7 protein-coding genes are annotated in these 13,343 nt (G+C 66.8%); all 7 read right to left on the reverse strand.

What is annotated here, in order from left to right:
• Positions 1–83: 83 nt before the first annotated feature.
• The 7 genes from ACFQ9V_RS12785 to rpoB all read right to left on the reverse strand — a co-directional run bounded on the left by ACFQ9V_RS12785 (position 84) and on the right by rpoB (position 13,174).
• Positions 84–527: a type II secretion system protein gene (locus ACFQ9V_RS12785; RefSeq protein ID WP_382459509.1), complete on the reverse strand. Its 444-nt coding sequence runs from the start codon at positions 525–527 to the stop codon at positions 84–86.
• A 192-nt stretch (positions 528–719) separates the two neighbouring features.
• Positions 720–1,949: a type II secretion system F family protein gene (locus ACFQ9V_RS12790; protein WP_382459510.1), complete on the reverse strand. Its 1,230-nt coding sequence runs from the start codon at positions 1,947–1,949 to the stop codon at positions 720–722.
• The gene (locus tag ACFQ9V_RS12795) at positions 1,949–3,595 is read right to left on the reverse strand and encodes a PilT/PilU family type 4a pilus ATPase (RefSeq protein ID WP_382459511.1); all 1,647 of its coding nucleotides are present in this window, start codon (positions 3,593–3,595) and stop codon (positions 1,949–1,951) included. The genes ACFQ9V_RS12790 and ACFQ9V_RS12795 overlap by 1 nt, the downstream gene beginning before the upstream one ends.
• A gap of 8 nt (positions 3,596–3,603) precedes the next feature.
• Entirely contained in the window at positions 3,604–5,265 is a 1,662-nt protein-coding gene (locus ACFQ9V_RS12800) for a GspE/PulE family protein (protein WP_382459512.1), read from the reverse strand.
• A 165-nt stretch (positions 5,266–5,430) separates the two neighbouring features.
• The gene (locus ACFQ9V_RS12805) at positions 5,431–5,661 is read right to left on the reverse strand and encodes a hypothetical protein (RefSeq protein ID WP_382459513.1); all 231 of its coding nucleotides are present in this window, start codon (positions 5,659–5,661) and stop codon (positions 5,431–5,433) included.
• A gap of 89 nt (positions 5,662–5,750) precedes the next feature.
• Positions 5,751–9,626, reverse strand: coding sequence for a DNA-directed RNA polymerase subunit beta' (gene rpoC / locus ACFQ9V_RS12810; protein ID WP_382459514.1), 3,876 nt, complete (start codon positions 9,624–9,626; stop codon positions 5,751–5,753).
• 50 nt (positions 9,627–9,676) lie between these two features.
• Positions 9,677–13,174, reverse strand: a complete 3,498-nt coding sequence (gene rpoB / locus ACFQ9V_RS12815; RefSeq protein WP_382459515.1) for a DNA-directed RNA polymerase subunit beta — start codon at positions 13,172–13,174, stop codon at positions 9,677–9,679.
• Positions 13,175–13,343 lie beyond the last annotated feature (169 nt).

Here is a 13,343-nt window from a genome sequence, read left to right on the forward strand (position 1 = left end):
TGGGGCTGAGGATGGAGCGGGTGGGGCTGGGAAACGGATGCGGGGCGCCGCTGGTGCGGCGCCCCGCATCCGGGGGTACGTGGTTACGAGCAGGCGCCCGGCGTCGGACCGTTGGCCTGGTCGACGTGGAACGGGTTGCCCGCATCGCTGGTGGCCTGGATGCAGAACGTGGTGGCGGTGGGCGTGCCCTTGAAGGCGAACCCGGTGGTGCCGCTGCTCTGCGTGAAGCCGTAAGTGGCGAGGCCGGTGCCGGCCGCGTTGTCGAGTGTCGGGGTCGCGACACTCGTTCCTTGGCCCTTGTCGGTGTAGTACGCCACGAACGCCGTCTTGGCGTTCGCCAGGTCGGACTTGGTGGCCGAGTCCTTCGCGTTGTTCTGGACACCGATGTAGATCGGGATGGCGATCGCGGCGAGGATGCCGATGATGATGACCACCACGAGGAGCTCGATCAGGGTGAAGCCCTTCTCGTCCTCCTCGAGCAGCCCCTGACGGCGAGCGTTCAGCTTGCCCATGAGACGGAAGTACATTTCTGTGTCCAATCGGTCGGGTGATGGTGCGCGGTGGGCGGCTGCGAGATTGCCGCTTCGGGATGACCATATTTGCCATCGGATTCGGAGAAATATCCCCCGTTGCAGGGGTTTTATGGGCGTTTCGTACCCCAGAACTGGGGAGCTTTGTGCTATTTGTCCCTCACCGGAGGGGTAGAACAGCGGGCATGGTCAGCCCCCGATCGCTCCTGCGATGCCGAAGATCGGCAGGTAGAGGGCGACCACCATGCCGCCGATCACGACGCCCAGGAAGGCGATCATAAGGGGCTCGATGAGCGATGTGAGTTGCTCGGTGGTCGACTCGACCTCCTGCTCGTAGAAGTCCGCGATCTTATCGAGCATGGTGTCGAGCGACCCGGCATCCTCTCCGACGGCGACCATCTGCGTGACCATCGGAGGGAACACGGCTTGCTTGCTCAGTGGCGTCGCGATCGACTCCCCCTGGCGCACGCCTTCGGCAACCTCCTGGAGGGAGTTCTCGATCACCCAGTTCCCGCTGGTCTCCCCCACGATTCGAAGGGCCTGCAGAATGGGCACGCCGGCGGAGATCATATTGGCGAAGTTACGGCTGAACCGCGCGATCGCGATCTTCTTGATCAGCGCCCCGAACACCGGCATTCTGAGCTTGAACGGATCCAGCCGACGGCGCACATCCTCGTCGTTCTTGTGCCGCGGCCACCAGAGCGCGAATGCGACGGCCAAGACGGCGATGAGCGGCGCTATCCACACCATCTGGTGCGAGATGATCACCAGCAGCTCGGTGGGTGCAGGAAGCTGCTTGCCGAGCCCGTTGAACATCTTCTCGAACACCGGCACGATGAAGATCAGCATCGCCAGCACGCCCAGCAGCGACATGATCAGCACGATGACCGGGTACGTCATCGCCGACTTGATCGCTCCTCGGAGCTTGACCTCCTTCTCGAAGTTCTCGGCCACTGCCTCCAGAGCCCCGTCGAGGAAGCCGCCGGTCTCACCGGCGCGCACCATGTTGATCATCAGCGGCGGGAAGACGACCGCGTGCTTGTGCATCGCCTCCGAGATCGCGGTGCCGCTCTCGACCTGGTCGCGCACGTCGCCGAGGACCGTTTGAAGCCTCTTGTTGGCGGACTGCTCGGCCAGGATGTTCAGAGTGCGAAGCAGCGAAAGACCGGCGCCGATCATGGTGGCCATCTGGCGGCTCATGATCGCGAGGTCCTTGAGCTTGACGCCCGAGCCGCCGCCGAGCTTGATCTCGCGGTTCAGGCCGGTGCCTGCCGCAGCCTCGGTGATGGTGACCGGCGAGAGGCCCATCGTGCGCAGACGGGAAGCGACGGCTGTCTCGCTGGCCGCATCCACGCGCCCCTTGACGATCTTGCCGCCGGCATCGCGGCCCTTGTAGTTGTAGGGCGTGGTCACGGGCATCAGCGCACCACCGTCCCTGAGTAGCTGTCACCGAAGTCCGGGCCGCTCGACATGGCCGAGGAGTCCGAGGGCGATTCGACGCGCTGGATGAGCCGGCCGAGGCCCTCCACGTCGTGCGCCTTCTCGACGGCAGCGTGCCGGGTGATCACACCCGAGTTGACAAGCTCCGCCAGGTGCTGGTCCATCGTGCGCATGCCCGACTCGCGGCCGGCCTGCATCATGGAGGCGATCTGGTAGGTCTTGCCCTCACGGATGATGTTCGCGATGGCCGGGGTCATCATCAAGATCTCCGTTGCCACCACACGGCCTTTGCCGCTCGCGCGTTTGACGAGCGTCTGCGAGACGACGCCCTGCAGCGTGCCGGCCAACTGCGCGCGCACCTGGTCCTGCTGGTGCGGCGGAAACACGTCGATGACGCGGTCGATGGTCTGCGGCGCGTCCTGCGTGTGCAGGGTCGCGAAGACCAGGTGGCCGGTCTCGGCGGCGGTCAGCGCGACGGAGATGGTCTCGAGGTCACGGAGTTCGCCGATGAGGATGACATCGGGGTCCTGGCGCAGAACGTGCTTGAGGGCGTTCGCGAAGCTGTGGGTGTCGTGGCCCACCTCCCGCTGGTTCACGATCGACTTCTTGTGCACGTGCATGAACTCGATGGGGTCCTCGACCGTCACGATGTGGTCGGAGCGCGTGCTGTTCACCAGATCGACAAGCGCGGCGAGTGTGGTCGATTTGCCGGAACCGGTCGGCCCGGTGACCAGCACCAGCCCACGCGGCAGCTGCGAGAACTGGCCGACGGCCTCCGGGACGCCCAGTGCGGCGAGCTGCTTGATCTCGGTCGGGATGAGACGGAACGCCCCGCCGTAGGAGCCACGCTGCTGATACAGATTCACGCGGAAGCGGGAGTTCGCCGAGATGGTGAACGCGAAGTCGAGCTCATGCTCGCGTTCGAAGATCTGCCGCTGGCGGTCGTCGAGGAGGCTCATCAGGGCCTCGAACGTGCGGTCGTGGTTCCACGGCTCCGCGCCGGCCGCAGGACGCAGGCCTCCGTCGACGCGGATGGTCGGCGCCGCCCCGACGGTGATGTGGAGGTCGGACGCCTTCTGGAGGACGACATGGTGAAGCGCGGCCACCAGCTCGTTGTCCGCCTTCTCCAGCGCCTCGCGCTCGGGCTGCGTGAGCGTCTCGTCGATCTCGGTGACGTCCGGGAGGGTCGCGACGGGTTCGAGGATCTGGAAGTCGGGCGTGGGCGCCGCGGCACGCCGGCCTTCGGGGATGAGCCGGTGGACGGGGTCGTGCGCGTCCTGAACGCTCGGAGAGGCCGGAGTCACCGGAGCGGGCGTGGAGTCGAGAGACCACACGACGGAGGACGGCACGGGCTCGGCGGCGGACGTGGCGGGTACGACTGGCGCGGAGAGCGGCGGAGGCTCGTACGCGAGCGGCCGTTCATACGCAGGCGGGGCGTACGCGATCGGTTGTTCGAACGCCGGCGCCTCGAACGCCGAATAGCCCGGCATCGGCGGCGAAAGCGGAACCCCCGGCCCCGGATTCCAGCCCCCCGCAGATGCCCCCGGGGGTGTCACCGGAATCTCGTAGACCGGCTTCTCTGTCGGCGGCGGGAATCCGCCCCAGCTCTCATCGTTCGTTGTCATCGGCCCTCCTAGGCGACCACTCTCAGGATCTCTTCGACGGACGTCATGCCGCGCTTGACCTTCTCCCAGCCGTCCTCGCGCAGTGTCAGCATCCCCTGCTCGCGAGCGACGCGGCCGATGTCGGCGCTGGATGCGCGATCGACGGTGAGACGCTCGATCTCCTCCGTCACCGCCATGACCTCGTGCACGGCGATGCGGCCGCGATAACCCGTGTTCGAGCAGGCCGGGCAGCCTGCCGGGACGAAGACCTGCGGGAGCTGCTCGTCCGGAACCTCGAACCGCATCCTCCGCAGATCGTCGTGCGTGTGCGTCGCCGGCTTCTTGCAGCGCTCGCAGAGCCGCCTGGCGAGCCGTTGAGCGACCACGCAGTCGAGCGCCGAACCGACGAGGAACGGCTCGATGTCCATCTCGGTGAGACGGGTCACGGCGCTCGGAGCGTCGTTCGTGTGGAGGGTCGAGAGCACCAGGTGGCCCGTCAGCGACGCCTCGATGGCGATCTGCGCCGTCTCGTGGTCGCGGATCTCCCCGAGGAGCACCACGTCCGGGTCGCTGCGGAGGATGCTCCTCAGCGCACTCGCGAAGGTGAGACCGGCCTTCGGGTTCACCTGCACCTGGTTGATACCGTGCATCCGGTACTCCACCGGGTCCTCGACCGTGATCACGTTGATCTCCGGCCGCGCCACGGCGTTGAGCGTCGTGTACAGGGTGGTCGACTTGCCCGAGCCGGTCGGCCCGGTGACGAGGATCATCCCGTACGGCTTCGAATAGGAGGCCTTGTAGGTCTCGAAGTTGCGCTCCAGCAGGTTGAGGTCGGTGAGCGTCATGCCGGTGTTCGTGTTGTCCAGGATGCGCATGACGACCTTCTCGCCCCACACCGTCGGCAGTGTGGCGACGCGCAGGTCGATCTGGCGGCCGCCGTGCACGACCGACATGCGACCGTCCTGCGGCTTGCGACGCTCGGCGATGTCGATGTCGCTCATGATCTTGAGCCGCGAGATGACGCCGTTCTGGATCGCCTTGGGCGCGCTCTGCATCGCGTGCAGCACGCCGTCGATGCGATACCGCACCCGCACGTCGTGCTCTGCCGGTTCGATGTGGATGTCCGAGGCGTGGTCCTGGATGGCCTGGCTGACGAGCAGGTTCACGAACCGCACGATCGGCGCCTCGTCGTCGGACTCCGTGAGCAGGCTCTGCTCCTCCGCGGGAGCCGACTCCTCCTCCAGCGTGGTGGTGAGGTCACTGAGCTCGTCGTCCGCACGGATGTACCGATCGATCGCGGTGAGCAGATCGGACTCCTCGGCGACGAGCGGGGTCACGCCCATCTTCGCCGCGGCGCGGACGTCGTCGATCGCGAAGACGTTCCCGGGGTCGGACATGGCCAGAATGACGGAACCGTCGACGACGCCGATCGGCAGGACGGTGTGGCGACGGCAGATCACTCCGGGAATGAGTCCGACGGCGGAACCGTCGACGGGATAGTCGGCGAGCTCGACGAACGGCAGGCCCGCCAGCGCCGCGCGGGCGCGCGCGAGCTGCGCAGACGTGATCGCTCCACGGCCCAGCAGGTCGCGAACCACGGCTTCGTCGGAGCTCGCCTCCGACTCGACCCGATCGAGGTACTCGATGGGCAGATGGCCGTGCAGGATCAGGATCTCAGTCATGGACGCCACGGGGACCTCCTCGGATAGCAGGCCTGCCGGCGTCGGGTCACCGGCAGAGCGTCGCCGTCCCCCGGGCGAGCCTCCGGGCGGGGCGAAGCCTTGTCACCCTAACTTCCGCTGAGGCTCGCTCAACAGTCCCGCTTGCGGGTGCCCCATCAAAGGGGGGCAGCGCCCTCAGCGGCGCCGGAGGTCGCCCCGCCGGCTCGCGAGGTAGACGAGGATGCCGGCCAGCACGGCGCAGCCCATCGTCGTCATCCAGAACGGGAGGGTGCCCGCTGCGTGCCCGGAGACGGCCTGCACGATGCCGACCACGAAGCTCACCAGGGCGACCACGAGCGCCACGGCCGCGAAGCCGACCATCGAACGGCCGACGGTGTCGGTGTACTCCAGAAGCTGTCTCCACACCCTTCTATTGTCCCGTACCCGGGCGCCCGGGAACGACGAAGGCCCCCGGCAACAGCCGGGGGCCTTCGTGGTACGGACTACCTACACGCTTAGTTGTAGGTGCCCGGGGTGTAGTCGTCCGAGCTGAAGCTGTCGAAGTCGACGAAGCTCAGGTCGTTCTCGCTGAACGCGGAGTCGTCGGCGAAGATGCGGTTGGGGTACCGCTCCGCCTTGGCCTCCTCCGTCGCCTCCACCGAGACGTTCCGGTAGCGGGACAGGCCCGTGCCGGCCGGGATGAGCTTACCGATGATGACGTTCTCCTTGAGACCGATCAGCGGGTCGGACTTGCCCTCCATCGCCGCCTGCGTCAGGACGCGGGTGGTCTCCTGGAAGGACGCGGCCGACAGCCACGACTCGGTCGCCAGCGAGGCCTTGGTGATACCCATGACCTCCTGACGGGCGGACGCCGTCTTCTTGCCCTCGGTCAGCGCAGCGCGGTTGATCTCGTTGTACTTCGACCGGTCGACGAGCTCACCCGGCAGCAGGTCGGTGTCGCCGTGGTCGACGACGGTGACCTTGCGGAGCATCTGACGGACGATGACCTCGATGTGCTTGTCGTGGATCGGCACGCCCTGCGAGCGGTAGACGCCCTGGACGCCGCCCACCAGGTGCTTCTGCACCTCGCGGACGCCCTTGACCCGGAGGACTTCCTTCGGGTCGACGGTGCCGACGATCAGCTGCTGGCCGAGCTCGACGCGCTGGCCGTCCTCCACCAGGAGGGTCGAGCGCTTCAGCACCGGGTAGACGTGCGGCTCGTCGCCGCTGTCCGGGGTCAGGATGACCTTGCGGGACTTGTCCGTCTCCTCGATGACGATGCGGCCGGCGGCCTCGGCGATCGGGGACGCACCCTTGGGGGTACGCGCCTCGAACAGCTCCTGCACGCGCGGCAGACCCTGGGTGATGTCGTCCGCGGAGGCCGAACCACCGGTGTGGAAGGTACGCATCGTGAGCTGCGTTCCGGGCTCACCGATCGACTGGGCGGCGATGATGCCGACCGCCTCGCCGATGTCCACCAGCTTGCCGGTCGCGAGCGAACGGCCGTAGCAGGCGGCGCAGACGCCGACCGCCGACTCGCAGGTGAGCACCGAGCGGACCTTGATGTCGGTCACGCCGGCGGCCACCAGCCTGTCGATGAGCACGTCGCCCACGTCCTCGCCGGCCTTCGCCACGACGGAGCCGTCGGACGCGACCGCCTCGGACGCGAGGGTCCGCGCGAACACGGAGTTCTCGACGTTCGGGTCGCGGGTGAGGGTGCCGTCGGCGCCCACGGTCGCGATCGGCAGCTCGAGGCCCTTGGTCGTGCCGCAGTCGTCCTCGCGGATGATGACATCCTGCGAGACGTCCACCAGACGACGGGTCAGGTAGCCCGAGTCGGCCGTACGGAGGGCCGTGTCGGCCAGACCCTTACGGGCACCGTGCGTCGCGATGAAGTACTCCGCAACCGACAGACCCTCGCGGTACGAGGAGATGATCGGGCGCGGGATGATCTCACCCTTCGGGTTGTTCACCAGACCACGCATACCGGCGATGTTGCGCACCTGCAGCCAGTTACCACGGGCACCAGAGGTGACCATGCGGTTGATGGTGTTGTCGACCGGGAAGTTGGCGCGCATGGCCTCGGCCACCTCGTTGGTCGCCTCGGTCCAGATCTTCACCAGCTCCTGGCGACGCTCGAGGTCGGTCGTGAGACCCTTCTCGAACTCCGCGGTGATCTTGGCGGCCTTCTTCTCGTAGCCGGCCACGATCTGCGCCTTGTTCGGCGGGGTCAGGATGTCGCTCAGCGACACCGTGACGCCCGAGCGGGTGCCCCAGTAGAAGCCGGCGTCCTTGATCCGGTCGAGCGCGGCGGCGACCTCCACCTTCGGGTACCGCTCGGCGAGGGCGTTGACGATCGACGAGATCTGGCCCTTGTCGGCGACGGCCTCCACGTAGGGGTAGTCCGCCGGCAGCGCCTCGTTGAAGAGGGCGCGGCCGAGGGTGGTCTCCACGATCGCGGTGACGGGCTGCGTGCCGGTGTCGGCCGCGTCGGACGGCACGTAGTCGTCCAGGCGGATCTTCACCATCGCGTTGAGGTGCAGCGAGCCCTGGTCCTTCGCGAGGATCGCCTCGGAGACCGAGGAGAACGCGCGACCCTCGCCCACGGCGCCCTCGCGGACGGTGGTGAGGTGGTGCAGACCGATGATCATGTCCTGCGAGGGCAGGGTGACCGGGCGGCCGTCGGACGGCTTCAGGATGTTGTTCGAGGCGAGCATCAGGATGCGGGCCTCGGCCTGGGCCTCCACCGACAGGGGCAGGTGCACAGCCATCTGGTCGCCGTCGAAGTCCGCGTTGAACGCGGCGCACACGAGCGGGTGCAGCTGGATGGCCTTGCCCTCGACGAGCTGAGGCTCGAAGGCCTGGATGCCGAGACGGTGCAGGGTGGGCGCGCGGTTCAGGAGGACCGGGCGCTCGCGGATGATCTCCTCGAGGACGTCCCAGACCTGCGGGCGCGAACGCTCCACCATGCGCTTGGCGGCCTTGATGTTCTGAGCGTGGCTCAGGTCGATCAGGCGCTTGATCACGAACGGCTTGAACAGCTCCAGCGCCATCTGCTTGGGCAGACCGCACTGGTGCAGCTTGAGCTGCGGACCAACGATGATGACCGAACGGCCCGAGTAGTCCACGCGCTTGCCGAGCAGGTTCTGGCGGAACCGGCCCTGCTTGCCCTTCAGCATGTCGCTGAGGGACTTGAGCGCGCGGTTGCCGGTGCCCGTGACCGGGCGGCCGCGGCGGCCGTTGTCGAACAGCGCGTCGACGGCCTCCTGGAGCATGCGCTTCTCGTTGTTCACGATGATCTCGGGGGCACCGAGGTCGAGCAGGCGGCGGAGACGGTTGTTGCGGTTGATCACGCGGCGGTACAGGTCGTTCAGGTCGGAGGTCGCGAAGCGGCCACCGTCGAGCTGGACCATCGGGCGCAGCTCCGGCGGGATGACCGGGACGACGTCGAGGACCATCGCGGCCGGCGAGTTGCCGGTCGCCAGGAACGACGACACCACGCGCAGGCGCTTGATCGCGCGGATCTTCTTCTGGCCCTTGCCGTTGGCGATCTGCTCGCGGAGCAGCTCGGCCTCGGCGGCCAGGTCGAAGGCCAGCAGGCGGCGCTTGATCGCCTCGGCGCCCATGAACGCCTCGAAGTAGAGGCCGTACCGGTCGACGAGCTCGTTGAAGTCCGCGTCCTCCGGCTTGAGGTCGCCGACCTTGAGGGTGCGGAACGACTCCCACACGCGCTCGAGGCGGGCGATGTCCTCGTCGTAGGACTTGCGGATCTGGCCCATCTCCTTCTCGGAGGTGTCCTTGACGCGACGCTTCTGGTCGGCCTTGGCACCTTCCTCCTCGAGGGCGGCGAGATCGGTCTCCAGGCGCTGCAGGCGCTCGGCGACGCGGGCGTCGCGCTGGTCGGCCAGCGTCTTGATCTCCAGGCGCAGCTCGTTCTCCAGGCCGGGGAGGTCGGCGTGACGGCCGTCGTCGTCCACCTGGATCACCATGTAGGCGGCGAAGTAGATGACCTTCTCGAGGTCCTTCGGCGCCATGTCGAGCAGGTAGCCGAGGCGGCTGGGCACACCCTTGAAGTACCAGATGTGCGTGACCGGCGCGGCCAGCTCGATGTGGCCCATGCGCTCGCGGCGGACGGAGGACTTGGTGACCTCCACGCCGCAGCGCTCGCACACGATGCCCTTGAACCGGACGCGCTTGTACTTGCCGCACGAGCACTCCCAGTCGCGGGACGGGCCGAAGATCTGCTCTCCGAACAGGCCGTCCTTCTCGGGCTTCAGCGTGCGGTAGTTGATCGTCTCGGGCTTCTTGACCTCGCCGTAGCTCCAGCGACGGATGTCGTCGGCGGTGGCCAGGCCGATACGCAGCTCATCGAAAGTTGTCGATTCGAGCAATGTTTCACTCTCTCCTATAGAAGATTCGTCAGTTGGGTCTGGCTACCGGGTCAGATCTCGTCGATGGACGACGACTCGAACCGGGAGGAGATGTTGATGCCGAGCTCTTCCGCAGCGCGGAAGGCCTCGTCGTCGGCGTCGCGCAGACTGACCGTCTGGCCGTCGGCCGAGAGGACCTCCACGTTCAGGCAGAGGGACTGCATCTCCTTGATGAGGACCTTGAAGGACTCCGGGATGCCCGGCTCCTGGATGTTCTCACCCTTGACGATGGCCTCGTACACCTTGACGCGACCGAGGATGTCATCCGACTTGATGGTCAGGAGCTCCTGGAGCGCGTACGCGGCTCCATAGGCCTCGAGGGCCCAGACCTCCATCTCACCGAAGCGCTGGCCACCGAACTGCGCCTTACCACCGAGCGGCTGCTGGGTGATCATCGAGTACGGGCCGGTCGAACGCGCGTGGATCTTGTCGTCGACCAGGTGGTGCAGCTTCAGGATGTACATGTAGCCGACCGACACCGGGTCCGGGTAGGGCTCGCCGGAGCGGCCGTCGAAGAGCTGCGTCTTGCCGGAGGATCCGATCAGGCGGTCGCCGTCGCGGGTCGGGAGGGTGGCGTCGAGCAGGCCGGCGATCTCCTCCTCCTTCGCACCGTCGAACACCGGGGTCGCGACCTTGGTGTTGGGGGCGGCGCTGAACGCGGCCTCGGGGAGCTCGGCAGCCCACTTGGGCTTGCCCTTGATCTCCCAGCCGTTCTTGGCGATCCAGCCGAGGTGGATCTCCAGGACCTGGCCGAAGTTCATTCGACCGGGGACACCCAGCGGGTTGAGGATGACATCGACCGGCGTGCCGTCCGCGAGGAACGGCATGTCCTCGACCGGAAGGATCTTGGAGATGACGCCCTTGTTGCCGTGACGGCCGGCGAGCTTGTCGCCCGCCGTGATCTTGCGCTTCTGGGCGATGTAGACCACCACGCGCTGGTTCACGCCGGAGCCGAGCTCGTCGTCGCCGTCCTGCGAGTCGAAGACCTTGACACCGATGATCGTGCCCTCTTCACCGTGGGGAACCTTGAGCGAGGTGTCGCGCACCTCGCGGCTCTTCTCGTTGAAGATCGCGCGGAGCAGGCGCTCCTCGGCCGACAGCTCGGTCTCGCCCTTCGGCGTGACCTTGCCGACCAGGATGTCGCCGGGGCGCACCTCGGCGCCGATGCGGATGATGCCGCGCTCGTCGAGGTCGGCCAGGAGGTCCGGGCTGACGTTCGGGAGGTCGCGGGTGATCTCCTCCTTGCCGAGCTTGGTGTCGCGGGCGTCGACCTCGTACTCCTCGATGTGGATCGAGGAGAGGGTGTCGTCCTTCACCAGGTTCTGGCTGAGGATGATCGCGTCCTCGAAGTTGTGGCCCTCCCACGGCATGAACGCCACGAGCAGGTTCTTGCCGAGCGCGAGCTCGCCGTTCTCGGTCGCGGGGCCGTCTGCGACGACCTCCCCGGCCTCGATGCGGTCGCCCTCGTCCACGACCACGCGGTGGTTGTACGACGTGCCCTGGTTGGAGCGGTCGAACTTGCGCAGGTAGTAGGACTTGATCGTGCCGTCGTCGGCCTGGACGGTGACAGCGTCTGCCGAGACCTCGGTGACCACACCGGACTTCTCCGCGGTGACCACGTCACCGGCGTCGATGGCCGCGTAGCCCTCCATACCGGTTCCGACGACCGGGCTCTCCGAGCGGAGCAGCGGCACCGCCTGGCGCTGCATGTTCGCACCCATGAGGGCTCGGTTGGCGTCGTCGTGCTCGAGGAACGGGATGAGCGACGTACCGACCGACACCATCTGGCGCGGGGAGACGTCCATGTAGCCGATCTCCTCGGCGGGGATCAGGTCGACCTCGCCGCCCTTCTGACGGGCGAGCACGCGCTCCTCGGTGAAGTGGCCGCTCGGGTCGAGCGGGGCGTTGGCCTGCGCGACGACGAAGTCGTCCTCCTCGGAAGCGGTGAGGTAGTCGATCTGGTCGGTGACCCGGCCCTCGACGACCTTCCGGTACGGCGTCTCGATGAAGCCGAAGGAGTTGATCCGCGCGAACGATGCGAGCGAGCCGATCAGACCGATGTTCGGGCCTTCCGGCGTCTCGATCGGGCACATGCGGCCGTAGTGCGACGGGTGGACGTCGCGGACCTCGACGCCCGCGCGCTCACGGCTCAGACCACCCGGGCCCAGCGCCGACAGGCGGCGCTTGTGGGTCAGGCCCGCGAGCGGGTTGTTCTGGTCCATGAACTGCGAGAGCTGCGAGGTGCCGAAGAACTCCTTGATCGCGGCGACGACGGGTCGCACGTTGATCAGGGTCTGCGGGGTGATCGCCTCGATGTCCTGCGTGGTCATGCGCTCGCGGACGACGCGCTCCATGCGCGAGAGACCGGTGCGGACCTGGTTCTGGATGAGCTCGCCGACGGCGCGGATACGACGGTTGCCGAAGTGGTCGATGTCGTCGGTGTCGAGACGGATGTTGGTCTCGACGCCGCTGCGCAGGCCCTTGAACGTGGTCTGGCCGTCGTGCAGGGAGACCAGGTACTTGATCGTGGCGATGATGTCCTGGACGGTCAGCACCGAGTCCGACAGCGGGGCCTCGAGGCCGAGCTTGCGGTTGATCTTGTAACGGCCGACCTTGGCGAGGTCGTAGCGCTTCGGGTTGAAGTAGAAGTTGTCCAGCAGCGCACGCGCGGCCTCGGCGGCGACCTGCTCGCCCGGACGCAGCTTGCGGTAGATGTCCTTCAGCGCCTCCTCCTTGGTGAGGATGGCGTCCTTCTCGAGGGTCAGCTCGATCGACTGGAAGCCGGCGAACTCGGCGAGGATCTCCTCGCTGGTGAGCCCGAGGGCCTTCAGGAACACGGTGACCGACTGCTTGCGCTTGCGGTCGATGCGGACACCGACCTGGTCGCGCTTGTCGATCTCGAACTCGAGCCACGCACCGCGGCTCGGGATGATGCGCGCCGAGTAGATGTCCTTGTCGGAGGTCTTGTCGGCAGCGGCCTCGAAGTAGACGCCCGGCGAGCGGACGAGCTGGGAGACGACGACACGCTCGGTGCCGTTGATGATGAAGGTGCCCTTCTCGGTCATGAGCGGGAAGTCGCCCATGAAGACCGTCTGGGTCTTGATCTCACCGGTGAGGTGGTTCATGAACTCGGCCTCGACGTAGAGCGGGGCCGAATAGGTCTTGCCCTTCTCCTTGCACTCGTCGATCGAGTACTTCTTCTCCTCGAGGAACGGGTTGGTGAAGGAGAGCTGCATGGTCTCGCCGAGGTCCTCGATGGGAGAGATCTCTTCGAAGATCTCCTCGAGGCCCGTGTTGGCGGGCAGATCCTGGCGACCCTGGGCCTCGGCCTCGACGACGCGTTCCTTCCACGCGTCGTTTCCGACCAGCCAGTCGAAGCTCTCCGTCTGCAATGCGAGCAGATCGGGAACAGTGAGGGTGTCCGTGATCTTGGCGAACGAAAGACGAGATGCGGCTCGTCCGTTCTTGGGTGTCTTGTCAGTGTTGGTTGCGTTGCGCGCAGCAGCCAAGGAAATAACCTCCGTGGGCCCCGTCGGGCCAGTTACTGTCGGTCGAGATGTGGTTTTGTGAGGGACGAGGACTCCCAGACACGTCTCGTGCCGCCGTATCTGACCCGGTGAACCGGGCCCAGACGCGCGCGAGTGAAGTCAGAGCCGACCGCAATATGAAGGCAAGGGT

It is taken from the genome of Leifsonia sp. NPDC056665 (genome assembly GCF_042791795.1).
Classification (GTDB): Bacteria; Actinomycetota; Actinomycetes; order Actinomycetales; family Microbacteriaceae; genus Leifsonia.